The organism is Halomonas garicola (genome assembly GCF_055382465.1).
Genome location: NZ_AP043931.1, coordinates 326865 through 351526 on the forward strand (window position 1 = coordinate 326865; position 24662 = coordinate 351526).

23 protein-coding genes, 1 tRNA gene and 2 pseudogenes are annotated in these 24662 nt (G+C 64.3%); 22 read left to right on the forward strand and 4 right to left on the reverse strand.

What is annotated here, in order from left to right:
* Nucleotides 1-3: 3 nt before the first annotated feature.
* From ACZ46Y_RS01925 to ACZ46Y_RS01960, 8 genes and pseudogenes are all read left to right on the forward strand, one after another.
* Nucleotides 4-480, forward strand: coding sequence for a hypothetical protein (locus tag ACZ46Y_RS01925; RefSeq protein ID WP_311955882.1), 477 nt, complete (start codon nt 4-6; stop codon nt 478-480).
* Nucleotides 481-1866: 1386 nt separating this feature from the next.
* The gene (locus tag ACZ46Y_RS01930) at nt 1867-2211 is read left to right on the forward strand and encodes a hypothetical protein (protein ID WP_311955885.1); all 345 of its coding nucleotides are present in this window, start codon (nt 1867-1869) and stop codon (nt 2209-2211) included.
* A 66-nt stretch (nt 2212-2277) separates the two neighbouring features.
* Nucleotides 2278-2457, forward strand: a complete 180-nt coding sequence (locus ACZ46Y_RS01935) for a hypothetical protein (protein WP_311955888.1) — start codon at nt 2278-2280, stop codon at nt 2455-2457.
* Nucleotides 2447-3268 (forward strand): hypothetical protein, encoded by an 822-nt coding sequence (locus ACZ46Y_RS01940; RefSeq protein ID WP_311955890.1) that lies wholly within the window; start codon nt 2447-2449, stop codon nt 3266-3268. Before ACZ46Y_RS01935 ends, ACZ46Y_RS01940 begins: the two co-directional genes overlap by 11 nt.
* Before the next feature lie 123 nt (nt 3269-3391).
* Nucleotides 3392-3682 carry a hypothetical protein gene (locus ACZ46Y_RS01945; RefSeq protein WP_311955896.1) on the forward strand — a complete coding sequence of 97 codons (291 nt, stop codon included), beginning with the start codon at nt 3392-3394 and terminating at the stop codon, nt 3680-3682.
* A gap of 40 nt (nt 3683-3722) precedes the next feature.
* The gene (locus tag ACZ46Y_RS01950) at nt 3723-4226 is read left to right on the forward strand and encodes a siphovirus Gp157 family protein (RefSeq protein WP_311955897.1); all 504 of its coding nucleotides are present in this window, start codon (nt 3723-3725) and stop codon (nt 4224-4226) included.
* Between the two features lie 12 nt (nt 4227-4238).
* Nucleotides 4239-4346, forward strand: a pseudogene (locus tag ACZ46Y_RS01955) (hypothetical protein); the annotation flags it as partial.
* 116 nt (nt 4347-4462) lie between these two features.
* Complete coding sequence (locus tag ACZ46Y_RS01960) at nt 4463-5578, forward strand: tyrosine-type recombinase/integrase (RefSeq protein ID WP_311955899.1); 1116 nt, start codon at nt 4463-4465, stop codon at nt 5576-5578.
* Nucleotides 5579-5643: 65 nt separating this feature from the next.
* Here ACZ46Y_RS01960 and ACZ46Y_RS01965 read toward each other — a convergent pair.
* Nucleotides 5644-5720, reverse strand: a tRNA-Pro gene (locus ACZ46Y_RS01965).
* A 99-nt stretch (nt 5721-5819) separates the two neighbouring features.
* Nucleotides 5820-6833: an octaprenyl diphosphate synthase gene (gene ispB, locus ACZ46Y_RS01970; RefSeq protein ID WP_311955901.1), complete on the reverse strand. Its 1014-nt coding sequence runs from the start codon at nt 6831-6833 to the stop codon at nt 5820-5822.
* Nucleotides 6834-7188: 355 nt separating this feature from the next.
* On the opposite strand from ispB, the gene rplU reads away from it, so the two are divergent.
* The 4 genes from rplU (at nt 7189) to proB (ending at nt 10364) form a co-directional block, all read left to right on the forward strand.
* Complete coding sequence (rplU, locus tag ACZ46Y_RS01975; protein WP_311955903.1) at nt 7189-7500, forward strand: 50S ribosomal protein L21; 312 nt, start codon at nt 7189-7191, stop codon at nt 7498-7500.
* A gap of 31 nt (nt 7501-7531) precedes the next feature.
* The gene (gene rpmA / locus ACZ46Y_RS01980; RefSeq protein ID WP_311955905.1) at nt 7532-7789 is read left to right on the forward strand and encodes a 50S ribosomal protein L27; all 258 of its coding nucleotides are present in this window, start codon (nt 7532-7534) and stop codon (nt 7787-7789) included.
* A 192-nt stretch (nt 7790-7981) separates the two neighbouring features.
* Nucleotides 7982-9172 carry an Obg family GTPase CgtA gene (gene cgtA / locus ACZ46Y_RS01985; protein WP_311955906.1) on the forward strand — a complete coding sequence of 397 codons (1191 nt, stop codon included), beginning with the start codon at nt 7982-7984 and terminating at the stop codon, nt 9170-9172.
* Between the two features lie 43 nt (nt 9173-9215).
* Entirely contained in the window at nt 9216-10364 is a 1149-nt protein-coding gene (proB, locus tag ACZ46Y_RS01990) for a glutamate 5-kinase (RefSeq protein WP_311955907.1), read from the forward strand.
* 9 nt (nt 10365-10373) lie between these two features.
* Here proB and ACZ46Y_RS01995 read toward each other — a convergent pair whose 3' ends face one another.
* Nucleotides 10374-11378, reverse strand: coding sequence for a DUF1853 family protein (locus ACZ46Y_RS01995; RefSeq protein ID WP_311955909.1), 1005 nt, complete (start codon nt 11376-11378; stop codon nt 10374-10376).
* Nucleotides 11379-11429: 51 nt separating this feature from the next.
* Here ACZ46Y_RS01995 and ACZ46Y_RS02000 point away from each other — a divergent pair, with 51 nt between their 5' ends.
* The 4 genes and pseudogenes from ACZ46Y_RS02000 to ACZ46Y_RS02015 all read left to right on the forward strand — a co-directional run bounded on the left by ACZ46Y_RS02000 (nt 11430) and on the right by ACZ46Y_RS02015 (nt 15688).
* A complete protein-coding gene (locus ACZ46Y_RS02000; RefSeq protein ID WP_311955911.1) occupies nt 11430-12281 on the forward strand; it encodes a hypothetical protein in 852 nt (283 codons plus the stop codon).
* Nucleotides 12282-12316: 35 nt separating this feature from the next.
* Complete coding sequence (locus ACZ46Y_RS02005; protein WP_311955912.1) at nt 12317-13690, forward strand: IS1182 family transposase; 1374 nt, start codon at nt 12317-12319, stop codon at nt 13688-13690.
* Between the two features lie 128 nt (nt 13691-13818).
* Nucleotides 13819-14970 (forward strand): annotated as a pseudogene (locus ACZ46Y_RS02010) (metallophosphoesterase family protein); the annotation flags it as partial.
* A 52-nt stretch (nt 14971-15022) separates the two neighbouring features.
* Nucleotides 15023-15688 (forward strand): glutathione S-transferase, encoded by a 666-nt coding sequence (locus tag ACZ46Y_RS02015; RefSeq protein ID WP_311955914.1) that lies wholly within the window; start codon nt 15023-15025, stop codon nt 15686-15688.
* 22 nt (nt 15689-15710) lie between these two features.
* Here ACZ46Y_RS02015 and nhaD read toward each other — a convergent pair whose 3' ends face one another.
* Entirely contained in the window at nt 15711-17183 is a 1473-nt protein-coding gene (nhaD, locus tag ACZ46Y_RS02020; RefSeq protein WP_311955917.1) for a sodium:proton antiporter NhaD, read from the reverse strand.
* Between the two features lie 538 nt (nt 17184-17721).
* Between nhaD and rpsT the strand changes: the two genes are divergently transcribed.
* The 6 genes from rpsT to fkpB all read left to right on the forward strand — a co-directional run bounded on the left by rpsT (nt 17722) and on the right by fkpB (nt 24651).
* A complete protein-coding gene (gene rpsT / locus ACZ46Y_RS02025) occupies nt 17722-17988 on the forward strand; it encodes a 30S ribosomal protein S20 (protein ID WP_311955919.1) in 267 nt (88 codons plus the stop codon).
* 77 nt (nt 17989-18065) lie between these two features.
* Entirely contained in the window at nt 18066-19646 is a 1581-nt protein-coding gene (gene murJ, locus ACZ46Y_RS02030; protein WP_311955921.1) for a murein biosynthesis integral membrane protein MurJ, read from the forward strand.
* Nucleotides 19647-19738: 92 nt separating this feature from the next.
* Nucleotides 19739-20791, forward strand: a complete 1053-nt coding sequence (gene ribF / locus ACZ46Y_RS02035; RefSeq protein ID WP_311955925.1) for a bifunctional riboflavin kinase/FAD synthetase — start codon at nt 19739-19741, stop codon at nt 20789-20791.
* 7 nt (nt 20792-20798) lie between these two features.
* Nucleotides 20799-23639, forward strand: coding sequence for an isoleucine--tRNA ligase (gene ileS, locus ACZ46Y_RS02040; protein WP_311955926.1), 2841 nt, complete (start codon nt 20799-20801; stop codon nt 23637-23639).
* Nucleotides 23632-24165, forward strand: coding sequence for a signal peptidase II (lspA, locus tag ACZ46Y_RS02045; RefSeq protein WP_311955927.1), 534 nt, complete (start codon nt 23632-23634; stop codon nt 24163-24165). The genes ileS and lspA overlap by 8 nt, the downstream gene beginning before the upstream one ends.
* On the forward strand, nt 24166-24651 hold the full coding sequence (gene fkpB / locus ACZ46Y_RS02050) for an FKBP-type peptidyl-prolyl cis-trans isomerase (protein ID WP_311955930.1): 486 nt from the start codon (nt 24166-24168) through the stop codon (nt 24649-24651).
* Nucleotides 24652-24662: the final 11 nt, after the last annotated feature.

Consider the following 24662-nt stretch of genomic DNA (forward strand, 5'->3'; position numbering starts at 1 on the left):
GGCATGGACAGCAATCAGGAACGAAAAGGCGCGTCAGCGAGCTACCGGAGACTCGCCGGCCCCGGAGAAGACAACAGGGATCTGGCCTCTACGGAGGTGGTGCGGCGCATCCTCGGACGCTTTTTGGCCGACTTCACCGATTGCTCAACTGAGCATGAGGCATCATTGCTGATTGATCGTGTGGCTGGGATATTCTCCGGTGTTGCCAGAGGCTACCAGCGTGTGCCGGACTGGGCTTCCCGGGAAGGCATTTTCTGTGCGCTGGCGATTACCTACGGTGTCGATGACCTCAAATACAAGCACAATGTCGTGCGCGATGCGCTTGCTGTCATTGCCTGCGAGCTGATCGACATGATGGTGGAAAACGACGGCGATGATGAAGGGCTCCAGCGTGGGACAGACGCCATTCTTGATAAGGCGACTATCGCTTTTACGGGGCCGCTCACCCGCCTGCCGGAAATCAGCGGGCCGCATGAATAGGTGCGGGAGGTTTAACGACCACCCGTGTGCCCCCGCCAGCTTCGCTCGCGGTCGGGCTGCTACAGGTTCCGCTTCGCTTCAACCGGCAAAGCCGGTCGCTTACGCGCCTTCTGCATCCCTGGCACTCTTGCGCTCCGCGCGCTAATACGTGCCGGCTCGTCCCTCACCGCCCTGATGGGGCAGGCTTCGCCCGCCCCTTGAACCCAACCCCTTCAAAGATGCCGGCGCAAGCGCCGCTTTTATTTGCCCCGGCTGCCTTTTCCCGCCGCAGCAGATGACCGTGCCTACGTGGCCTCATCGAGAAGGTCAAACCCTGCCTCGCCAGCGGGCAGCCAGGGGCCGGTCCGCAAACCCCCGCGGCCGGCCCTGGCCGGGGTCAGCATTCGGTGCTCAGCGCCGGCAAGCGGCAAATCGGAACCCCACGCAAACCGCCGCGCGGGGCCCCCGCGATTTGCCGCTTGTCCTGCGCCCAAACTCTAGTGCATTCCCAAGGCATTGTTTTATTCGAAAAAATCGGTAATTTTACTATACTTATATACAGTAAATTGGCTTTTCGAGGGGGTGCTTTATGTCGTTTCAGTCGGGTGGTTTTGCCTACGGTGGCGGCGTGGTTCAGCAGCAGGGGCCGCGTGGTTGGGTGTGGTCACAGCGCATGGCACGGCGCGGCTTAAATCCTGCGCCGGCTTGCGTGTGCGTGCCGCTCCGGTCAAAAGCGGCGGCGCTGGCGGCTAGCTGGGTGCTGCGCCGCCAGGGTTGGCAGTGCTGGCCACGGCCAGGCAAGCGCACCGGTGCCAACATCGAGTTGAAAGTTGCCGTGCCGCCCGGCTGGTCGGCATCTCAGCTGCGTCAAGCATTAAGCTGGCTAATCTTTTAGAAACTATCAACGGTCGCGCAAAGCGACCGTTTTTATTTCCAAAAATAATCAATAAAAACATAGGCTTGAATCGTTTTTATCATAATAAAAAGACATTTAACTATGCGAAAACGGTATGCAAAAAGGGCATAAATGCCTGGCAGATGGCCCTGCATAGGCTAATATTACTAACGAGAGTAATATATTACACAACGTAGTGATTATCTCTCCGCGTTTTTTTACCCGGTCGGTTCGGGCGCGATAAAGGGAAAAACCGGGGCCTGTAACTGCACTCACATACGGAATTTGGAGGTGTTTTATGTCTGGCTTGGAGCGGGGCAGTGTAGCTGCCAGCCGAGTACGCCAAAGCGTCGCGCAGTATGAGCCGGCGCTTGTAGCCCAGGCGCGCGAAATCGCACTTGGGCAATCACAGGAACCTGCAACGCCGGAGCATTTACGCATATTGCTGTGCTGGCTGGACGGCCACGCCATGCGCCCCGAAGGGGCTACTACCCACTAGAAGGAGTCTGGAAATGAATATTCAAAGCAATTTTCACCGCGTGAAAAAAGTCGTGCCCGAAGCCATACGGAAACACCATATGGATGACGGAAGGATTTATTACACGCGCAAGCTGCAAATCTGGATCGCTGAGGATGAAATTAGCCACACGTTGTTTGCCGATACTCGGGAGGCGCTAGAGCTGCCCGGAGAAGCCGAGGAGCGGCAAATCAAGGGGCTAAAAGCGGCAATCAGCGAGACGCAAGCGCTTTTGCCGTATGCGGATCACGGCGCGTATAGCCAGGACTTGGCGCGAATCAGTCAGATGGAAGGCGAGGTCACGCAGCTGGAGAGTCAACGTAGCAGCAGGCTTGCGTGAGAGTGGCCCGTGGTCAGTGTAGGGGCTGGCTACGGGCCGGGTATGACCCAGTGCGAGGATCACATCATGGATATTAGACACGTATCACCGGAATGGCAAGCGCGCCAAGACTGGCGTGAAGAAGGCGTATTCCGGCCCGAAAAGCTGATCGGCCTGGCGGCGCAGCGTTACTGCCGCGAAGCCGACCGTATCGAACGCGAATGGAGTCAGGCGTTTCGCCAGGGAGGGCAGCACCATGTCGAATGAAGTCATTGAGCACACCGCGCAACCGCAGGCGGCCGCTGCGCAAGCGGCCGTCGTCGCCACTGCCGCCGCGTCGCCGCTGGATCTGCCGGCTGAAATGTTCAAGGCCGGGCTGGATCGTCGCGGCGAGAACCGCCGGGCGCTTATGGAGTGGGTACGCTCGGCGCTGATCGAAAACGTCGATTTTGGCCGCATCCCAACGCGGCGCGGGCCGTCGAAGCCGTCACTCTGGAAGCCCGGCGCTGAAAAAATCTGCGGCATGCTCGGCGTGACGATTCACTACCCGACGCTTGGCGACTACGAGCAGGCCGCGCTTCACGGCGTGGCCCTGGTTCACGTCATTCTGCGCTGTGAGATCCAAGATGCCGCCGGCAACGTCGTTGCCGATGGCGTGGGCGCGCGCAGTCTCAAGCAGGACGGGAACGACTTGAACAAGGCGCTCAAGATGGCCGCGAAATCGGCACACATTGACGCGACCCTGCGAATGGCGGGGCTAAGTGAGGTGTTTACGCAAGATTTGGAGGACATGGCACATGGGCAAAACGTGGAAAAAGCGGCCGGCAACGCGCACCAAGGTGCGGCGAAAAATCCAACACCAGCGGCGCACCAGGCGGCAGCACCGTCGCAAAAATGCATCACGGAAGCGCAGCACAAACGCTTAGAAGCGCGTATTGCCGAGCTGCAGCTTGACCGTGAGCGCGTGAAGAGCTGGTTGCAGCGTGCCAGTCACGGCCAAATCAGCAGCTTTACGGAGCTGACGCCGGAAATGTACCGGCAGCTGGACAAGCGCTTAACCCAGTGGGCCACCCATTGATTCATCTTAATCCCGAGAAAAAGCTGTCAGCCGCGGTGCGGCTGGCAGCCCGGCACCGCTGTTATCTGGTGCTGGAGGCCGGCAGGCCGCACTTGATACGCCAACCGCGAAAGGAGCTTCGACATGGCACAAGCAACCCACGACCTCAGCGTTAAAACCGGCGAATACCAGGATCGACAGACCGGGCAAATGAAGAACCGCTGGCAGCGCATCGGTACCGCGTTTCAGCACGATGACGGCGGGCTATCTATCAAGCTCGACTGCGTGCCGGTCGGTCAGGACTGGGATGGCTGGGTCAGCATGTTCCCGCGCGACCAGGGCCAGCCGCAGGGCTATCAGCAGCCGCAAGCCGGCCAAGCGCCCTACAGCGGGCAGATGCCGCCGCAGCAGTTCAACCAGAATCCCCGCTATTAATACTCAGCCGCCCCGGCGCTGCCGGGGCCAGGAGAGCAACATGGCACTGCCCACACTTTACGATATCCGCGCCGATTACTTGGAAGCGCTGGAAACCCTGACCGATCCCGAGCTTGATCTGCCGGCCGAGGCCGTCGCCGACACGCTGGAAGGGCTGGAAGGCCAGCTGCAGGAGAAAGCCACCAACGTCGCGGCTTTCATGCAGCACCTGAAAGCCACGGCTGAGGCGATCAAGGAGGCCGAAGCGAAGATGGCGAAGCGCCGCCGGGCAATCGAGAACCGCGCCGCGAGCCTGCGCGACTATTTGCACGACAACATGGAGGCGGCAGGCATCAGCAGGATCGAGTCGCCGTGGTTTGAGCTGAAGATCCAGAACAACCCGCCGGCGGTAGCCGTGGAAGACGAGCAGTCGCTGCCGGATCGGTTCAAGCAGGAGGTGACGACGATCAAAGTGGACCGCAACGCGATCAAGGCGGCATTGAAGGCCGGTGAGGCGGTGCCCGGGGCCACGCTGACCGCAGGGACGCGGCTGGCTATTCGATAAGAGGATGCAGTCATGGCAGACGAGATTCTATTGAGCCTGGACGAGACGGCGCGCCGCTTGGGTGGCGTGTCGCCACGCACGGTTCGCAGGATGATCGAGCGCGGCGAGTTGGACGCCGTACACGTTGGCCGACGCATCACCGTGCCCGTAGCAGTAGCCAATGCCTGGGTAGCACGCCAGATGGCACCTGAGCATAATGACAGCGGCACGGGACTGGGTGCGCAAGGAGGTAACAAATGCCGAAGCGCAAAATTAGCCGTGGTAAAGACGGCATCTATGAACGTGAGGACTCCTCGTGCTATTGGGCCTCGTACATCGACGCACGCGGCAAGCGAGTTAGGTGCTCGACTGGCATCAAAAAATCGGCAGCCGGCCGGAAAGAGGCCGAGGCGCTGCTGAGCAAGTGGCGCCTGGAATCTCACATGGAGAAGCAGTGGGATGAGCAGCCGTCGCGCACGTTCGATGAGCTGATGCTGGCCTATCTGGATGAGCTGGACAACATGGGGCGAGCGACGGAGCGGCACACTTGGAGCTTGAAGAAGCTGTATCCCGTATTTACGGGGTGTGATTTGCAGCAGCTGACGGCACGCGATATCCGGGATTATATCGTCGGTCGCCGTAAGGAAGGCGTGAGCGCCGGGACGATCAACCGTGAAATCGGGTTGATGTCCGCCGCGTTGAACCATGCACGCAAGGAGTGGGACTGGGAAGTACCGAACCCATGCGAGAAGCGGCGACTCAAGGAACCCGAAGGCCGTATAAGGTGGATCACGCGGAAAGAGGCGGGGCGCTTGCTGGCTGCTGCCCGCGATCCCGAAAGGCCCCACTATCTTGAGCCTTTTATTGCCTTGGCGCTGAATACGGGGTGCCGACGTGGTGAGCTGCTTGGCCTGGAGTGGGAGCGTGTTGATCTAAAGGCGCAGCTTATTCATCTGGAGGCCGAGCATACCAAGGCCAAGCGCCGGCGCAGCGTGCCGATGAACAATGCTGCACGGCAAGCGATGCTGTCGCTGTTGCAGTTTCGCATGCGGTACTGTGCGGATACGCCATGGGTATTTTGCAACCAGAACGGTCAGCGTATCGCGGACATCAAAAAGACCTGGGCTACCGTATGCCGTAAAGCCGGTATTCAGGATTTTCGTGTCCACGACATGCGCCACACCTGCGCAGCTTGGCTGGTTACGTCAGGAGTGCCGTTGGCAGAAGTGCGAGATCTGCTAGGTCACTCTAGCATCACGATGACCGAGCGCTACGCGCATTTGGCACCGGAGAATATACGTTCTGCCGTTGCCCGATTGGATGAAAAGGAGGATGCAGAAACAAAAAACCCCCGGATTTTCCGAGGGTCTTAAGTCACGTTTTGGTCACGTTAGACTCAGGTGCGACAAGAGAGAATGGCCTAAGTCATTGAAATGTTTGGTCGGAATAGCAGGATTCGAACCTACGACCTCTGCCTCCCGAAGGCAGCGCTCTACCAAGCTGAGCTATATTCCGAAGCGCTGTCGGCCGTGGGCCGTCAACTGGTGGCAGATCATACGCCGCTTGCGGCGGCGTTTCAAGCTTTTTCTGGCCGCGCGGTATGGAAGGCGGCGGTCAGGCCTTGCGCTCTATGGCGGCGCGGGCGAGCGTTTCCATGGTGTCGCGGAACTCGCTTTCCGGCAGGGCGGCCAGCTGGGCCAGGGCCTTTTCGGCCATCGCTTCGGCGCGCTCCCGGGTGTAGTCCAGCGCGCCGGTGGCGCGTACGATCTCGAGCACGGCGTCGAGCTGGTCGAGCCCGCCCTTGCGAATCGCCTGGCGGATGAGCTTGGCCTGCTCCGGGGTGCCCTTTTCCATGGCGCGCAACAGCGGCAGGGTGGGCTTGCCCTCGGCGAGATCGTCGCCGACGTTCTTGCCCATGGCGTCGGCGTCGCCCTGGTAGTCGAGCAGGTCGTCCACCAGCTGGAAGGCAAGGCCCAGGTAACGGCCGTAGAGCTTGAGCGCTTCTTCCTGCTCCGGGGTGGCCTCGGCGATGATGGCGCCGGTCTGCGAGGCGGCTTCGAACAGCTGGGCGGTCTTGCCCTGGATGGTGGCGAAGTAGTCGTCCTCGCTCACCGAGGGGTTGCCGATGTTGGTCAGCTGGCGGACCTCGCCTTCGGCGATGATGCAGGTAGCGGCGGAGAGGATTTCCATGATGCGCATGGAGCCCACGTCGACCATCATCTGGAACGAGCGCGAGTAGAGAAAGTCCCCCACCAGCACCGAGGGTGCGTTGCCCCAGGCGTCGTTGGCGGTCTGCTTGCCCCGGCGCAGGTGCGACTCGTCCACCACGTCGTCGTGCAGAAGCGTCGAGGTGTGCATGAACTCGATCAGCGTGGCAAGGGTCACGTGCTTGTCGCCGCCGTGCTGTTTGCTACCGTAGCCCAGCGAGCGCGCGGCCAGCAGCACCAGCAGCGGGCGCAGGCGCTTGCCGCCGCTTTCGATGATGTAGCCGCTGATGGCTTCGACCAGCGGCACCCGGGAGCTCAGCTGCTCGATGATGGTGCGGTTGACCGCGGCAAAGTCATCGGCCACCGCGGCGTGCAGCGGCGATGAACTGGCAGGCGTGGAAGCGGGAGTCTCGGTGGTCATGGGATCCATTCATCGCGGCAGAGGTGGAGGCAGACGCGCGCGAATCATGCCGGTGACAACACGAAGCTAATGAGCAGGCACACGCCGGGGGCCAAAGCTTGATAACGCCGCTTATGCTATGGGGGCGCCGGGTGGTCGTCAAGGTAACGGCCCGCCGCGGTTGATTTTAATCGGCGGTTGTGCGCCCGCGCGGGGGTCGCTATAATACGCGGCCGCTTGTCATGCTCCCTGTCAGATGGTTGCCAAAAGGGGCGCCACTCGCCGCAGGTCGATTGTGCGCGTATCGAACAAGAGCCAGGCGCGATGAGCAAGGCGGCGCCGGGCGCCGCCACTAGAATCCGTTTCGGAGAAAGACATGTACGCAGTAATCAAAAGCGGTGGCAAACAGTACCGCGTTCAGGAAGGCCAGACGCTCAAGCTTGAGAAGCTGGAAATCCCTACCGGCGAAACCATCGAGTTTGACGAAGTGATGCTGGTGGCCGACGGTGATGACGTCCAGATTGGCGCGCCGCTGCTCAGCGGTGCCAAGGTGGCGGCAGAGATTGTCGATCACGGCCGTGGCGACAAGATCAAGATCATCAAGTTTCGCCGCCGCAAGCACAGCATGACCCGCCAGGGCCATCGCCAGTGGTACACTGAAGTCAAGATCACCGGAATTACCGCGTAAGCGGTTGTTTCCCTGCTAGGAGGTATTAACCATGGCACATAAGAAAGCCGCCGGTTCCACGCGTAACGGTCGCGACAGTGAATCCAAGCGCCTTGGCGTGAAGCTCTTTGGTGGCCAGGCGGCAACGCCGGGCAACATCATCGTGCGCCAGCGCGGCACCAAGTTCCATGCCGGCGCCGGCGTGGGCATTGGCAAGGACCACACTCTGTTCGCGCTCGACGAAGGCGTGATCAAGTTCGAGACCAAGGGTCCGAAGAACCGCAAGTTCGTCAGCGTCGTCTCCGCGTAAGCGACACCGCTTCCCCGAACGACCGCTACGAACGACAGGCCCCGCCACGGCGGGGCTTTTTTGTCTGCGCAGCTTGGCTTTCTGTCAGGGCAGCTGTTGCAGCACGGCGCAGAGCGCCACAAAATGCACAAGGGGTGCTCGCAGGGCATCCATTGGGATAAACGGCGGCGAGAGCGGCCAGGAGCAACAACCATGCAATTTCTCGATGAAGCCTCGGTGATTGTCGAGGCGGGAAATGGCGGCAACGGCTGCTTGAGCTTTCGCCGCGAAAAGTACGTGCCCAAGGGCGGCCCGGACGGCGGCGACGGCGGCCACGGCGGCAGCGTCTACCTGATCGGCGACGACTCGCTGAACACCCTGATCGACTTCAAGTACCAGCGCTTTTACAAGGCGGAAAACGGTCGCCCCGGCCAGGGCCGCCAGATGAGCGGCCGCGCCGGCCACGATCTGCACGTCAAGGTGCCGGTGGGCACCACGGTGATCGACGAAGACACCCTGGAGGTCATCGCCGACGTCACCGAGGGCGGCCAGGTGGTGCTGGTGGCCGAAAGCGGCCGCCGGGGCCTGGGTAACATCCATTTCAAATCGTCCACCAACCGCGCGCCGCGCCGGACCACGCCGGGTACCGACGGCGAGCGGCGCAACCTGCGCTTCGAGATGAAAGTGATGGCCGATGTGGGCCTGCTGGGCCTGCCCAACGCGGGCAAGTCCACGCTGATCCGCGCGGTGTCCGCAGCCAAGCCCAAGGTCGCCAACTACCCGTTCACCACGCTGGTGCCCAACCTCGGCGTGGTGAAGCTCGGCCTGCACGAGCACTTTGTCATGGCGGATATTCCCGGGCTGATCGAGGGCGCCTCGGAAGGCGCGGGGCTCGGGCTGCGTTTCCTGAAACACCTCACGCGCACCCGCCTGCTGCTCCACGTGGTCGACGTCGCGCCCTTCGATGAAACCGACCCGGTGGCGTCGGCCAAGGCCATTGCCCGGGAGCTTGAAGAGTTCTCCCCGGCCCTTGCCGAGCGCCCGCGCTGGCTGGTGCTGAACAAATTTGACCTGCTGCCCGAAGACGAGCGCGAGGCCCGGGCCCGGGAGATCGTCGAGGCGCTCGGCTGGGAAGGGCCGGTGTTTTCCCTCTCGGCCATCAGCCAGGACGGTACTCAGCCGCTGGTCCAGGCGGCTTACCGCTGGCTCGAAGAGCAGCAGCGTCTTGAGCACGAGGACGAAACCGCCTACGCCGAGGAGCAGGCCATGCGTCGGCGCATGGAAGAAGAAGCCGTGGCGCGCACCGAAGCCCGCCTGGGCCGCAAGCGCAAGCCCCGGGACAAAGACGGTGATGACGACGACTTTGACGACGACTACGATGTCGAAGTGGAATACGCGCCCTGACCGGGCGCTCTAAAACGCCGGGTGACAGGCAAGGAGCTTTGCTGTGAACAATGAGCAGGAGCCGGGGCGCGAGGCGCTTTCCCGAGGGCGACGGGTGGTGGTCAAAATCGGCAGCTCGTTATTGACCAACGACGGCCGCGGGCTCGATGAAGCGGCGATCGGTGGCTGGGTCGACCAGATCGCCGCGCTGCACCGGCGCGGCGTGGAAGTGGTGCTGGTGTCGTCCGGCGCGGTGGCGGCGGGCATGCTACGACTGGGCTGGCAGGCGCGCCCCGGCGAGGTTCACGAGCTGCAGGCCGCCGCCGCCGTGGGGCAGAACGGCCTGACCCAGAGCTACGAGCAGCACTTTGCCCGCCACGATATCCTCACCGCGCAGATCCTGCTCACCCACGACGACCTCTCCAACCGCAAGCGCTACCTGAACGCGCTGTCAGCCCTGCGCACGCTGGTTGCCATGCGCGTGGTGCCGGTGATCAACGAAAACGACACCGTGGTCACCGACGAAATCCGCTTCGGCGATAACGACACCCTGGGCGCGCTGGTGGCCAACCTGCTGGAAGCCGACGCGCTGCTGCTGCTCACCGACCAGGAAGGGCTTTTTGACGACGACCCGCGGCACAACCCCGACGCCGCGCTGATTGCCGAAGGCCGCGCCGACGACCCGCGGCTGGCAGCCGTCGCTGGCGACGGCGGGGCGCTGGGGCGCGGCGGGATGAGTACCAAAGTGCGCGCGGCGAGGCTTGCCGCCCGCTCGGGGGCGGTGACGGTCATCGCCGGCGGCCGCCAGCCGGACGTGCTCACCCGTCTGATGGACGGCGAAACGCTGGGTACGCTGTTGCGCCCGGTGCAGGCGCCGCTGGCCGCACGCAAGCGCTGGCTGGCCGGACAGCTCCAGGTGCGCGGCACGTTGACCCTGGATGCCGGGGCGGTCAAGGTGCTGCGCGAGCGCGGCTCCAGCTTGCTGGCTGTGGGCGTGCGCCGGGTGCAGGGCACTTTCCGCCGGGGTGACGTGGTGGCCTGCGTGGACGAGCAGGGCACCTTGGTAGCCAAGGGGCTGGTTAACTACGGCGCCGACGAGGCGCGCAAGCTTGCCGGTAAACCGAGCCACCAGATCGAGGCGCTGCTGGGCTACGTTGAAGCGCGCTCGCTGATCCACCGGGATAACCTGGTAGTCATACGGACAGCGCAGTAGCCGTTTAGCTCAGCCGGTCGGCGGCAGCGGAATCTGCCGCGGCCAGTCGTCGGGGACGATAAACACCCGCCGGGTCTTGCCCCGAGGCGGCAGATAAACCATCAGCTGCTGCGCCACCGGCGCCTGTTGCAGCCGGGCAAGCGCGGCGTCGGCGGCCTGCCCAAGCGGGACAAAGGAGGCAAGCGGCGGCGGGGCCAGCCAGCAGGGCTTGGGCAGCCAGGCGCCCAGGGCGGACGGCGCCAGGGTGGCCTTGAGCGCCGGCCAGTCCCGGGCATAGCACCAGAGCCCGCGGTAGTGCTCCGCGGTGCTGCCTTCGGGCGCCGGCAGCGCCGCGTGAAAGGGGTAGAACAAAGCGCCCGGCATGGCGAACTGCGCCCCGGGCGGGGTCAGGGCTTCGCCGGCATCTCGGGGCGCGAGCCAGTGGCGCAGCGCCCTGCGTGCCGCCGGGGTGGCGGAAAACGCCAGCTGACGGCGTGCCATGTGGGTGCTTTTGAGCGCCAGGCTGTCAAAGCCGCCGGGGCCGATCCAGCGGCTCTGGCTTGTCGCCGCGCTCGGGCCCTCGGGCAGCCCCAGATAGAACTTGATCGCCACTTCCATGTGGATGGGCGCGGGGTCGCGGCGGGTGCGATAGATCATGTCCATCTCGCCCAGGGTATGGCGCCGCTCCACCACCCGCACGCTGTGGGCCAGCAGCCGCGTCTGCGGCGCGTGATCCAGCAGATAGTGCCAGAGCCTTTCGTGGTAGTGCCCCAGGCGCGCCAGGCGCAGCCGCGACCACTGCGCTTCGCCGGCCTTGGGCGCCTGTTGCGCCAGCCAGTCGGAGACCGCCGCGGGCGTGGCAAGCCCCAGCGCGGCGCCGTTCGGCCGGCCGGGGTAGCCCGGCAGGGCCACCAGGTCCGGCGCTTGGCACAGCCAGGCCAGGTCGCGCAGCGCCGGGGCGGCAAGCGCCTCGTCGACGCCTTCAAGGCACGCCGGTGCCGAGACCCTTGAACCTGTGGCGTTCCGTCCTGTCAACTGTTCTCCTTTGTTTTCAATACTAAAGTTTTTTGTCACCAGGGATGTGCCATGTCGTATTCTCCAGCAGATATCGCCGAGCAGCCGGATGCGCCGGCCGCCGGCAATGCCGACGAGAGCGGCTTGCCCGACGTGCTGGTCGGCCCGCTGCTGCGCCGGATATCGCCCCGCCGCTGGGTGATGTGGCTGGTCACCTGCCGGCCGCTTGATCTGATGTTGACGCTCGCTCCGCGCGGTGGCAAATCCCGCCGCATATCCCTGGCGGACCAGCCGTGCCTGGCGATAGGGCGCCACGCCTTTATTTACCCGGTGGATGTCGCCCTGGACGAGCCGCTGCCCCAGGATACGCTGATCGACTACGACGTCAGCATCTGCCGTGACGACGGTATCCAAAGCGGCATTGCCCAGTGGGCGCCGTGGCTTTGCCATACAGGCGCCGCCATGCCAAGCGTGGCGATTGCCTCGAGCCACCGTCGACTGATGCACGGCTCGTGTCGCAAGCCGCACCATCCGGTGGCTGACGGCCTGGTGCGCGGGGACGACTGGCTGGCCGACGACGTGGACGACCCGGCCCGGCGCCCGGCCTGGCTGTTGATGACCGGCGATCAGATCTACGCCGACGACGTCGCCGGACCCATGCTCTGCCACATTCACGCGCTGATTGCGCGGCTGGGCCTCTGGGACGAAGATCTGAGCGGCGCTACGCTTCCGGACAGCCCGGCGCTTTATGCCGCGGACGACACCTATTACCACCGCGACCTTCTGTTGCCCGACGTGGAGAGCAGCGCGGCGCTGCGCAAGGGCTTTTTCGGCGGCGCGAGAAAGCCGGTGTTTACCACGGCCAACGCGCACAACCACCTGATGACGCTAGCAGCCTGTCGGACTTTCCACCCCCAGACATGAGATAATGCTGACATCAACCTGACCACGGACCCGCCATGAGCCACTTTCGTTCTGTCGATCGTCACACGGCCTACCTGCTTCCGCCATCCGTTGACGAGTGGTTACCCCAGGACCATCTGGCTCGCTTTATCGTCGAGGTCGTGGACGGCCTTGATCTGCGCGCGATGGTGAGCGCTTATGGCGGGCGCGGCAGTGCGGCCTATCACCCGTCACTGCTGTTGTCGCTGTTGATCTATGGCTACGCTACCGGCGTGTTTTCCAGCCGCAAGATCGAGCGGGCAACGTATGACTCGGTGGCCTTCCGCTTCATCGCCGCCGGCTCGCATCCCGACCACGACACCCTCGCCACCTTCCGCCGGCGCTTTCTCGACGATCTGGCCGGCCTGTTCGTTCAAGTGCTCGAAGTCGCGCAGGAGATGAAGCTGCTCACGCTGGGCACCATCAGCCTGGATGGCACCAAGATTCAGGCCAACGCCTCCCGCCATAGCGCCCTGTCCCATGGCCACATCGAGAAGCTGGAAGCCCAACTCCAGGGGGAAGTGCAGGAACTGCTCGCGCTGGCCGAGCAGGCCGACCAATCCCCTGTCCCGGACGGGGTCAGCCTGCCGGCAGAAATTCAGCGTCGGGAAGATCGGCTTAAGGCGATGGCAGAGGCCAAAGCGAAGATCGAAGCCCGGGCGAAAGCGCGCTTCGAGCGTGAGCAAGCCGACTACCAGGCCAAGCTTGCCGCCCGGGAAGAGAAGCAGAAGAAGACCGGCAAGAAGCCGGGCGGCCGTCCGCCCAAGCCACCCACCGCCGGCCCCAAGGCGCAGGACCAGATCAATCTCACCGATGAAGAATCGCGCATCATGCCGGTGTCAGGCGGTGGCTTCGAGCAGGCCTACAATGCCCAGGCCGCGGTCGATACGCACAGCATGCTGGTGATGGCGCCGGCGGTTACCCAAGCCTGTAACGACAAGGAACAAGTCGAGCCGATGCTTGAGCAGCTGGCCGCCTTGCCGGACGCGTTGGGCACTGCCGACACGCTGCTGGCCGACACCGGGTATTTCAGTGCCACGAATGTGGCCGCCTGCGAACAGGCCGGTATGGATCCGCACATCGCCGTCAAGCGGGAACGTCACCACCCGCCGCCGCTGGTGCGGTTCGCCGAGCCGATGCCGCTAGCCGAGGGTAGCTCGCCGGTTATGCGGATGACGCACAAGCTAAAGACTCAATCGGGACGCGCCGCCTATGCGCTGCGCAAGCAAACGGTCGAGCCGGTCTTCGGCATCATCAAATCGGTGCTCGGCTTTCGTCAGTTCTCGCTGCGCGGACTGAACAGCGTGAGCGGTGAATGGGCACTGGTTTGTCTGGCCTGGAATCTGAAACGCATGGCCGTATTGCGCCCGAAATCCGCCCAATGGGCATGAAAGGCGGGGAAATCTGCTCATTTTGAGGTTGTTGGGCGCTGAAGGCCGAAAAAATGCATCATGATGGTGCAAAAATCTGTCAGGGCCGGTGGGGTTAATTGCCTGCCGACGCTAAGCCCGACAGGCTGCTAGGCGAAATACTCGCCATGTACTGCCTGGCGTGGTCGCCTACGCCCTGGCAGCTGGCGGCGTGCGATATGCCCGCGCTGAGCGAGGAGGATACCGAGCGCTATCGCCGGGAAGGCAAGGCGATCGACGGCTTTCGCGACGGGCTTGGTCAGTGCGCCCGGCTGATGGCCCACCTGCCGGCGCTAATGATCTTCGACGACCACGACGTCACCGACGACTGGAACCTCCACGCCGACTGGGAGCACAATGCTTACGGGCACGCGTTTTCCCGGCGGATTATCGGCAACGCCCTGATCGGCTATGTGCTGTGCCAGGGCTGGGGCAACGACCCCGACGGCATGGCGCCGCTAGCCGAGCAGGGCCGCGATCTGCTGGAAAACGCCGCGGCCTCCGGCGGCTGGCTGGACCCGGAGCGCCAGGATGCGCTGATCAACGCGCTGCTGAACTTCGAGGGCTATGCCTATCAGGTAGACGAGGCCACGCCGCCGCTGATCGTGCTGGATACGCGCACTCGGCGCTGGCGCAGCGAGCGCAACCCCAAGCGCCCCTCGGGGCTGATGGACTGGGAGGCACTGACGGAGCTGCAGCAGATGCTGCTGGACGCCCCGGGTGCGGTGATCGTCTCGCCGACGCCGATGTTCGGGGTCAAGCTGATCGAAAGCGTGCAGCAGGTGTTTACCTGGCTTGGCAAGCCGCTGATGGTGGACGCCGAAAACTGGATGGCCCACCGCGGTGCGGCCAACGTGCTGCTGAATATCTGGCGGCATTCGCGCACTCCGGGCAACTACGTGATCCTCTCCGGCGATGTCCACTATTCCTTCGCCTACGACATCGTGCTGCGCCACCGGCAGCGCTCGCCGCGGCTGTGGCAAATCACCTCGAGCGGCATCAAGAACACCTTCCCCGATACGCTGCTGGACGTGTTTGACCGGCTCAACCGCTGGCTGTATGCGCCCTGGTCGCCGCTGAACATTCTCACCAAGCGCCGCCGGCTGCGCATCTATCCGCGCGTCCCCGACCGCGGCAAGGCCGGCGAACGGCTGTGGAACGCAAGCGGCCTGGGGCTGGTGACGCTGGACGATCGGGGCCGCCCGGAGCGGATCATCCAGCTCGACACCCGCGGCGACGAGGTGGATTTCCCGCCGCCCTAGCGGCTGGCTGCTACGCTTGTCGTACGCGCCCCCGCAAAACCGGAGTCCCACCATGATTCGCCTTCATCACCTGGAAAAGTCCCGCTCTCACCGCATCCTCTGGCTCTTGGAAACCCTCGAGCTCGACTACGAGCTGGTGGAATACCCGCGCAACAGCGACGGGCTGGCGCCGGAGTCGCTCAAGCGCGTTCATCCGCTGGGCGCCTCGCCGGTGATCACCGACGGCGAGCAGACCCTGGCCGAGTCCGGTGCGATCATCGAGTACCTGCTGGCGCGCTACGGTGAGGGTCGCTGCCAGCCCGAGGCGGACGACACCGCCGGGTGGGTGAACTACCGCTACTGGCTGCACTACGCCGAAGGCTCGCTGATGCCGCTTTTGGTCATGCAGCTGGTGTTCGGCCAGCTGCCCGCGCAGTCGCCGTGGCCGGTTCGCCCCGTGGCCAAGGGCATCAACAAGGCCGTCAACCAGCGCTTTCTGGCGCCCCGGCTCAAGCAGCACCTGGCCATGATCGAAACGCACCTGGATCGCCACGACGAGTTTGCGCCGGGCTGGCCGAGCGGGGCGGATATCCAGATGAGCTTTCCGCTGCAGGCGCTGGCCCTGTCGCGTTCGCTTGACGACTACCCCGGCATTGCCGCGTTTATTCGGCGGATCGAGGAGGATGCGGCCTGGCAGCGGGTGGTGGAGCGTGCCGGGCCGGTCAGCCTGCCCGGCTGAGGCGCCGGGCAGAGAGGAGAGGTCAAGCAGCGAAGCTGCCGGCGTTAATCCACATGTGCAGCAGGATGCTGGCGACATAGCCGAGGAAAATGACCGGCATCCAGCGCAGGTGGCCCATGAAGGTGTAGGCGCCGCGCGCTTGGCCCATGACCGCCACGCCTGCCGCCGAGCCAATCGACAAAAGGCTGCCGCCGACGCCCGCGGTCAGGGTGATCAGCAGCCAGTGGCCCTGGGACATATCGGGCTCCATGGTCAGCACCGCAAACATCACCGGGATGTTGTCCACCAGCGCGGATAGCGCGCCCAGGGTGACGTTGGCCCAGGTGGCGTCCCAGCCGCCGTACAAGGCTTCCGACAGCAGGCCCAGGTAGCCCATGAAGCCGAGTCCGCCGACGCACATCACCACGCCGTAGAAGAACAGCAGCGTGTCCCATTCGCTGCGCGCCACCCGGCTGAAGATGTCAAACGGCACTACGCTGCCCAGCTGGGCGAGCTTCTTTTGGTCGCCCCGGCGGCTGTAGCGTTCGCGCTTGCGCTCGAGCGAGCGCGGCAGGCTCTGGCGGAGGAAGTAGCCGAAAAACTGCAGGTAGCCAAGCCCGGTCATCATGCCAAGCACCGGCGGCAGCCCGAGCAGCATGTGGCAGATGACGGCCGTGGCGATGGTCAGTAGAAACAGCAGCACGATGCGCCGGGCGCCGCGCTTGAGCCAGACGTCTTCGTGGATGCTCGACGGTTTGTCGCTTTTGATGAACAGGCTCATGATCGCCGCGGGGATCAGAAAGTTGGCCAGCGCCGGGACGAAGAGGGCGAAAAACGTATGGAACTCAAGGATCCCCGCCTGCCAGACCATGAGCGTAGTGATGTCGCCAAACGGGCTGAAAGCGCCGCCGGCGTTGGCCGCTACCACGATGTTGATACAGGCCAGGTTGATGAAGCGCTTGTCGCCTTCGGCCACCTTGGTGATGACGGCGCACATCAGCAGGGCCGTGGTCAGGTTGTCGGCCACCGGAGAGAGCACGAAGGCAAGCCCCCCGGTCAGCCAGAACAGCGAGCGATAGCTGAACCCCTTGAGCAGCATCCACGAGCGCAGCTTGTCGAACACGCGGCGCTCTTCCATGGCGTTGATGTAGGTCATCGCCACCAGCAAAAATAGCATCAGCTCGGTAAATTCCAGCAGCGTGGTGCGAAACGCCTGCTCCGACGTCTCGGACATGCCGTTGCTGACGTATACCCAGCCGATCAGCGCCCAGATGATCCCCGCGGCTACCAGCACCGGCTTGGACTTGCGCATGTGAATCTTTTCTTCGGCAATGACCAGCAGGTACGCCAGGACAAACACGGCGATGGCCATCACGCCCACGCGGGTATCGGTCAGATCAAGCTCGCCGGTCATGGCCTGGCCGGGCAGGCTGACAAGAAGCAGGGGAATAGCCAGCAAAAAAAGCCAGCGGCGAGAGGATCGCAGCTGGCCGGATGCTGTATATAGCTGGGACATGGTGACGGTTTCCTTGGGCGTGCTCGTCAAGAGGAAGGGTGGATAAGTACATCGGCATTTTACCAGTTCGCGGGGCGGCGCTATATAGACCAAAAGTGAGATAGATCAGTGAAGCGGCAGTTATTCCTGCCGAGACAGGGCTATCGTAGCTGGCTATGTCCAGAGAAGCTGGGAACAGGTCGTAAGAGGGGGTTCTACGCCAGGGATGGCGTAGGTAGCGTCCAGGGATGGGTTCACAGCGCCCCCTCGCAGACCTGTTGCCGGTTCGATCCGGGTGATGGGGGCTAATGGCAATGAGCTTGAGGTTTTCCGCGCATGCTAGCCAGCCTATAAAGCGCGTGATAGACTGCGCCATCCTCTCAGACATGCCCGTATCGACAGGCGGCCAAACGGCCCTGTTGACCTTTTTGGCGAACGGCGGTCTGCTGCGCATCGCAGGCCGGCCGTGTCGCGGATGTCACGTCGCTGCACAAGCGGCAAATATCGCGTTAAACCGTTGTCGTTGAACGGCAACCCTATTTCTCCAAGGAGATACCCTGTGGCGAACAGCAAGCAAGCCCGCAAGCGCGCCCTTCAGGCCGAGAAGCGTCGTGCCCTGAAATCCAGCCAGCGCACCATGGTCCGCACTTACGTCAAGCGCGTGCTCAAGGCCGTGGAAACCGGCGACCACGCCAAGTCCATGGAAGCGTTTCAGAAGGCGCAGCCGGTCATCGACCGCATCGCCGACAAGGATGCGCTGTCCAAGAAAAAGGCCGCGCGCCTGAAAAGCCGCTTGAACAAGCGCGTCAAGGCACTGGCGGCGTAAGCCGGCAGGCGCCTGAAAAAACCGGCTGCGGCCGGTTTTTTTGTGTCTGACCAGCCAACGGGTGTGGGAAGCCAGCTATGAGCACGCAAACATCGGCAGACGATACGGCTCCGCCGCCGGCGCGCAAGGGGCTGATGGGCTCAGGGCTGGTGGTCAGCACCATGACCATGCTCTCCCGGGTCATGGGGCTTGTGCGCGACGTGGTTATCGCCACGCTGCTGGGCGCCGGCAGCGGGGCGGACGCGTTTTTCGTCGCCTTCAAGATTCCCAACTTCCTGCGCCGGCTGTTCGCCGAAGGGGCGTTCAACCAGGCCTTTGTGCCGGTGCTGTCGGAATACTCCGCCCGGCGCACCCGGGAGGACGTGCGCGAGCTGCTCAACGCCACCGCCGGCAGCCTGGGGGCGGCGCTGGCGCTGCTCACCGCGCTGGCTATTTTTGCCGCGCCCTGGCTTGCCTGGCTGTTTGCTCCGGGCTTTGGCCGCGACCCGGAAAAGCTGGCGCTGACGGTGGACATGCTGCGGCTGACGTTCCCCTATCTGCTGCTGATTTCGCTGACGGCGTTTGCCGGCAGCGTGCTCAACACCTGGGGGCGCTTTGCGGTGCCGGCGTTTACCCCGGTGCTGCTCAACCTCTCGCTGATCGGCGCGGCGCTGTTCTTGACCCCGCTGATGGAAGTGCCGGCCATGGCGCTGGCCTGGGGGGTGCTCATTGCCGGGGCGGTGCAGCTGGCCTTTCAGGTGCCGTTTCTGTCGCGGCTGGGGCTTTTACCGGTCCCCTGGCCGAACTTTGCCCATTCGGGCGTCAAGCGTATCCTGAAGCTGATGGCGCCGGCGCTGTTCGGCGTTTCGGTGGCCCAGATCAACCTGCTGCTGGATACGGTGCTGGCCTCGCTGCTGGCCGCGGGCAGCGTGTCCTGGCTATATTACTCCGACCGCCTGGTGGAGCTGCCGCTGGGCGTGTTCGGCGTCGCCATCGGCACGGTGATTCTGCCGGCGCTGTCCCGCCGCCACGCCGAGCAGTCAACGGCGCACTTTTCCGCCATGCTCGACTGGGCCGTGCGCCTGGTGCTGCTGCTGGGGCTGCCGGCGGCCCTGGCCCTGGCGGTGCTCGCCGAGCCGCTGTTGATTACGCTGTTCCACTATGGCGCCATGACCGATCAGGATATTCACATGGCGTCCATGAGCCTTAGGGCCTATGCGCTGGGCCTGCCGGCGTTCATGCTGATCAAGGTGCTGGCGCCGGGGTTTTTTGCCCGGCAGGATACCAAGACGCCGGTCAAGGTGGGCATTGTCGCCATGGTGGCCAACATGGCCTTCAACCTGGCGCTGATCTGGCCGCTGGCCCACGCAGGGCTGGCGCTGGCCACGTCGCTGTCGGCCTTCTTGAATGCCGGGCTGCTGGCCTTTTTGCTGCGCCGCCAGGGCGTGCTGGTGCTGCAGCCCGGCTGGGGGCGCTTTGCCGTACAGCTGCTGGGCGGCTGCGCGCTGATGGTGGCGGTGCTCGGGCTGCTGGCGCCCGGCGTGACGGTCTGGTTCGACGCCGAGCTTGTCTGGCGAGCAGCCTGGGTGGCGCTGCTGGTAGCGGCCGGGGCCGGCGCCTATTTTGCCTGGCTGGGACTTTTGGGGCTGCGCCCCGGGCATCTGCGCATGCGCGGCTAGCCGCAGGGCCTACAACCCGGCGTGCGGTGGGTTATACTCCCCGGTTTGGGCGCCGGAAAGCGTATTCGGCAACAATCAAAGGCTTGAGTGGTATGCGCGTCATACGAGGTTTGCACAATTTACAGGCGTCCCACCGGGGTTGCGTGGCAACCATCGGCAACTTTGACGGCGTGCACCGCGGCCATCAGGCGATTTTGCAGCAGTGCCGCGAGCACGCCGCGCGCCTTGGCGTGCCCCTGGCCGTGGTGGTGTTCGAGCCTCAGCCGCGCGAGTATTTTGCCGGGGAGCAGGCGCCGCCGCGGCTGACCCGGCTGCGCGAAAAGGTCCGCCTGCTGCGCCGCCACGGCGTCGACCAGGTGCTCTGCCTGCCGTTCAACGAGGCCCTGCGCAGCCTCACCGGGCGCGAATTTATCGACCAGGTGCTGCTCGCCGGCCTCGGCGTGCGCCATCTGGTGGTGGGCGACGACTTCCGCTTTGGCTGCGACCGCCAGGGCGACTTCGCCCTGCTCGAAGCCGTAGGCCAAGAGAGCGGCTTTAGCGTCGAGCATACCCGCAGCTTCGAGATAGAGAACCAGCGCGTTTCCAGCACCCGGGTGCGCACATTGCTTGCCAGCGGCAACTTCCGCGCCGCTGCCCGGCTTTTAGGCCGGCCCTATACCCTTGATGGCCGGGTAGTGCGCGACCAGCAGCTGGGCCGCACCATCGGCGCCCCCACTGCCAACCTGCCGCTGCTTTCCCAGCCGCTGACCCTGCGCGGCGTGTTTGCCGTGGTGGCCGAGCGGGAAAACGGCGAGCGCTACCGGGGCGTGGCCAACGTCGGCTTTCGCCCTACGGTAGGCAGCACGCGGCCGATACTCGAAGTCAACCTGTTTGACTTCAGCGGCGATCTCTACGGCCAGCGGATGACGGTGTACCCCTGCGCGCGGCTGCGCGGCGAGGTCAAGTACGATGACTTCGCCGCGCTCAAGGAGCAGATCGCTCGGGATCAGGCGAGCGCCCGGCGCTATCTCGCTGCCACCGCCATCGATGACGACCGCGCGCTACCCCTGGCCTCGGCTCCGCCCGGCGGCCAAGCGGCCGGCTCCGACCCCATCCCTTTTGATTCTTCCTCGGCGGGTAGTGCCGCCGACGCTAACGACGGCTGACCGGACTATGGACTATAAGCACACGCTGAATCTGCCTGAAACCGATTTTCCCATGCGCGGCATGCTGCCCAAGCGTGAACCGGGGCGCGTGTCGCAGTGGCAGGATCTGGATATTTACCAGCGCCTGCGCGAGGCGCGCGCGGGCAAGCCGCTGTTTGTGCTCCACGACGGCCCTCCCTACGCCAACGGCAGCATTCATATCGGTCACGCCGTCAACAAGATTCTCAAGGACATCGTCGTCAAGTCCAAGACCCTGGCGGGCTTCGACGCCCCCTACGTGCCGGGCTGGGACTGCCACGGTCTGCCCATCGAGCACAAGGTGGAAACCACCCACGGCAAGCACCTGGAGCCCGCCCACGCCCGGGAACTGTGCCGGGAGTACGCCGGCGCCCAGATCGAGACCCAGCTGACGGATTTTGTTCGCCTGGGCGTGGTCGGCGACTGGGACAACCCCTACCGCTCCATGGACTACGCCAACGAAGCCGGCGAGATCAGGGCGCTTGGCGACATGGTCGAAGCCGGCTATGTGTTCAAGGGACTCAAGCCGGTGAACTGGTGCTTCGACTGCGGCTCGGCCTTGGCCGAGGCCGAGGTCGAGTACGCTGATAAGCAGTCCGACGCCATCGACGTGGCGTTTCCGGTGGAAGATGCCGACAAGCTCGCCGCCGCCTTCGGCCTTGAGGCGCTTGGCAAGCCCGCGGCCGTGGCCATCTGGACCACCACGCCCTGGACCGTTCCCGCCAACCAGGCGCTCAACGTCCACCCGGACTTCACCTACGCCCTGGTCGACGTGGGCGAACGCCTGCTGCTGGTCGCTGAAGAGCTGGTGGAAAGCTGCCTCGAGCGCTTCGGCCTGGAAGGGGAAGCCATCGCCACCGCCCAGGGCCGCGCGCTTGAGCTGATCCGCTTTCGCCATCCGCTCTACGCCCGGTCGTCGCCTTTGTACCTGGCCGACTACGTCGAGTGCGAAGAAGGCAGCACCGGCATCGTGCACTCCTCGCCGGCCTACGGGGTGGACGACTTCAACACCTGCCGGGACTACGGCATGGACTTTGACGACATGCTGAACCCGGTGCAGGGCAACGGCGTCTACGCCGACGATCTCGGGTTCTTCGGCGGCGAGATGATCTGGAAGGCCAACCCCCACATCGTCGACAAGCTCGATGAGGCGGGCGCGCTTTTGGCGCACATCCCCATCATCCACAGCTACATGCACTGCTGGCGGCACAAGACGCCGGTGATCTACCGCGCCACCGCCCAGTGGTTTGTGGGCATGGATTTGGCTGGCAAGGACGGCAAGACCCTGCGCCAGCGGGCGCTTGAAGGTGTGGACGCCACGCGGTTCACCCCGGCCTGGGGCCAGGCGCGGCTGCACGCGATGATCGCCAACCGCCCGGACTGGTGCATCTCCCGCCAGCGCAACTGGGGCGTGCCGCTGCCGCTGTTTCTGCACAAGCAAAGTGGCGAGCTGCACCCGCGCACCGTGGCGCTCATCGAAGAGGCCGCCAGGCGGGTCGAACAGGGCGGCATCGACGCCTGGTTCAACCTCGAGTCTTCCGAGCTTCTGGGCGCGGAGGCCGACGACTACGAAAAGGTCACCGACACCCTGGACGTCTGGTTCGACTCCGGCACTACCCACCGCCACGTGCTGCGCGGCTCGCACCCCCACGGGCACGAGACCGGCCCGCGTGCGGATTTGTACCTGGAAGGCTCGGACCAGCACCGCGGCTGGTTCCACTCCTCGCTTCTGACCGGCTGCGCCATCGACGGCCAGCCGCCGTACCGCGAGCTTTTGACCCACGGCTTCACCGTGGACGCCAAGGGCCGCAAGATGTCCAAGTCCACGGGCAACGTGGTCGCCCCCCAGCAGGTCATGGACAAGCTGGGCGCGGATATCCTGCGCCTCTGGGTCGCCTCGACCGACTACTCCGGCGAAATGGCCGTGTCGGACGAAATCCTCAAGCGCACCGCCGACGTCTACCGCCGCATCCGCAACACCTCGCGCTTTCTGCTGGGGAACCTCACCGGGTTCGACCCTGCCGCAGACGCCGTGCCCTTTGCCGATATGCTGGCGCTGGACCGCTGGGTAGTCGATCGCGCCGCCCGGCTCCAGGCGCGCATCCATACGGCCTATGAGGAATACCGTTTCCTCGACGTCTACCAGCAGGTGCACAACTTTTGCGCCGGAGAGCTCGGCGGCTTTTACCTCGACGTGATCAAGGACCGCCAGTACACCACCCAGGCGGACTCGCTCGCCCGGCGCAGCGCCCAGACGGCGCTTTATCGCGTGGTCGAGGCGCTGTCCCGCTGGATCGCGCCGATCCTTTCGTTCACCGCCGAGGAGATCTTTGAGCACATCCCCGGCGAGCGTAGCGACAGCGTGCTGCTGGAAGAGTATTACGCCGAGCTTTCCACGCTCGAGGATGACGCCGAGATGGGCCGGGCGTTCTGGGCCGAGCTCCTCGACGTCAAGAACGCGGTGAACAAGTGCCTGGAAGACGCGCGCAACGCCAAGATCATCAAGGGCAGCCTGGCCGCCGAGGTCACGCTCTACGTGGACGACGCGCTGAACGCTACCCTTGCCCGGCTGGGCGACGAGCTGCGCTTTGTCATGCTGACAAGCGAAGTGCACCTGCAGCCGCTGGCGCAGGCCGAAGGCGTAGAGCAGACTGAGGCAACCGTCCTTGACGGCCTGAAGGTCGCGGTCAGCGAAAGCCCCCACGCCAAGTGCGAGCGCTGCTGGCACCATCGCCCGGACGTGGGCAGCCACCCGGAACATATCGACCTCTGCGGGCGCTGCATCGCCAACCTGCCCGAGGGCGAAGGCGAGACCCGCCGCTATGCCTGATACCGCCGCCTCCCCCGCATCGGCGGCGCCCATGCGCCGCCCCCAACGCTGGCTGTGGCTGGCGCTTGCCGTGGTGGTGCTGGACCTGGCCACCAAGTATGCCGCCAGCCACCTGCTGGGCTATGCGCGTCCGGTGGAAGTTCTGCCGTTTTTCAACCTGACGCTTTTGCATAACACCGGCGCGGCGTTCAGCTTTCTGGCGAGCCACCCGGGCTGGCAGCGCTGGCTGTTCGCCACCATTGCGGTGGCCGCCTGCATCGGGCTTGGCGTGTGGCTTACGCGCCTGAAGGCCGACGAGAAACGCCTGGCCTGCGCGCTTGCGCTGATTATCGGCGGGGCCCTTGGTAACCTTTATGACCGGGTGGTCCACGGCTACGTGGTGGACTTTCTCTCGTTTCACGCCGCCGGCTGGTACTACCCGGCGTTTAACGTAGCCGACATCGCCATTACGCTGGGAGCCATCGGTTTGATCTGGGAGTCGGTCATGGGCGATCGCCGACGCCGCATCCAACAAGCGAGGCATTAAATGAGTGACGACCTTAACCAAGCGAGCCACGACCCTGCCAGCCACGCCTATACGATTGGCGAGGGCATGGAAGTGACCCTGCACTTCACCCTGAAGCTTGAAGACGAGACGGTGGTGGATTCCACCAAGGACAAGGACCCGGCCACCTTCGAGTTCGGCGACGGCAACCTGCCGCCGGGGTTCGAGCATCCGCTCAAGGGCCTTGCCGCGGGCGCCCACGAGCGCTTCACCATTCCGCCCGAGCACGCCTTCGGCCAGCACAACGAGCAGAACATCCAGTTTCTCAAGCGCGAAGACTTCGGCGATCAGGAGCCCGAAGAGGGGCTGATGCTCTCCTTTGCCGACAAGGCGGGAACCGAACTGCCCGGCGTGGTCAAAGAAATAGAGGGCGAGCGCGTGGAGGTCGACTTCAACCACCCGCTGGCCGGGCGCACCTTGACCTTCGAGGTCGAAGTCATCAACGTAAGGCCTGCGACTACCCATTGAGTTTTCATCAA

Coding starts and splice junctions, on each gene's coding strand:
- ACZ46Y_RS01925 (WP_311955882.1), top strand. CDS start 4: ATGGACAGCAATCAGGAACGAAAAGGCGCGTCAGCGAGCTACCGGAGA.
- ACZ46Y_RS01930 (WP_311955885.1), top strand. CDS start 1,867: ATGAATATTCAAAGCAATTTTCACCGCGTGAAAAAAGTCGTGCCCGAA.
- ACZ46Y_RS01935 (WP_311955888.1), top strand. CDS start 2,278: ATGGATATTAGACACGTATCACCGGAATGGCAAGCGCGCCAAGACTGG.
- ACZ46Y_RS01940 (WP_311955890.1), top strand. CDS start 2,447: ATGTCGAATGAAGTCATTGAGCACACCGCGCAACCGCAGGCGGCCGCT.
- ACZ46Y_RS01945 (WP_311955896.1), top strand. CDS start 3,392: ATGGCACAAGCAACCCACGACCTCAGCGTTAAAACCGGCGAATACCAG.
- ACZ46Y_RS01950 (WP_311955897.1), top strand. CDS start 3,723: ATGGCACTGCCCACACTTTACGATATCCGCGCCGATTACTTGGAAGCG.
- ACZ46Y_RS01960 (WP_311955899.1), top strand. CDS start 4,463: ATGCCGAAGCGCAAAATTAGCCGTGGTAAAGACGGCATCTATGAACGT.
- ispB (WP_311955901.1), bottom strand. CDS start 6,833: ATGACCACCGAGACTCCCGCTTCCACGCCTGCCAGTTCATCGCCGCTG.
- rplU (WP_311955903.1), top strand. CDS start 7,189: ATGTACGCAGTAATCAAAAGCGGTGGCAAACAGTACCGCGTTCAGGAA.
- rpmA (WP_311955905.1), top strand. CDS start 7,532: ATGGCACATAAGAAAGCCGCCGGTTCCACGCGTAACGGTCGCGACAGT.
- cgtA (WP_311955906.1), top strand. CDS start 7,982: ATGCAATTTCTCGATGAAGCCTCGGTGATTGTCGAGGCGGGAAATGGC.
- ACZ46Y_RS02000 (WP_311955911.1), top strand. CDS start 11,430: ATGTCGTATTCTCCAGCAGATATCGCCGAGCAGCCGGATGCGCCGGCC.
- ACZ46Y_RS02005 (WP_311955912.1), top strand. CDS start 12,317: ATGAGCCACTTTCGTTCTGTCGATCGTCACACGGCCTACCTGCTTCCG.
- ACZ46Y_RS02015 (WP_311955914.1), top strand. CDS start 15,023: ATGATTCGCCTTCATCACCTGGAAAAGTCCCGCTCTCACCGCATCCTC.
- nhaD (WP_311955917.1), bottom strand. CDS start 17,183: ATGTCCCAGCTATATACAGCATCCGGCCAGCTGCGATCCTCTCGCCGC.
- murJ (WP_311955921.1), top strand. CDS start 18,066: ATGAGCACGCAAACATCGGCAGACGATACGGCTCCGCCGCCGGCGCGC.
- ribF (WP_311955925.1), top strand. CDS start 19,739: ATGCGCGTCATACGAGGTTTGCACAATTTACAGGCGTCCCACCGGGGT.
- ileS (WP_311955926.1), top strand. CDS start 20,799: ATGGACTATAAGCACACGCTGAATCTGCCTGAAACCGATTTTCCCATG.
- lspA (WP_311955927.1), top strand. CDS start 23,632: ATGCCTGATACCGCCGCCTCCCCCGCATCGGCGGCGCCCATGCGCCGC.
- fkpB (WP_311955930.1), top strand. CDS start 24,166: ATGAGTGACGACCTTAACCAAGCGAGCCACGACCCTGCCAGCCACGCC.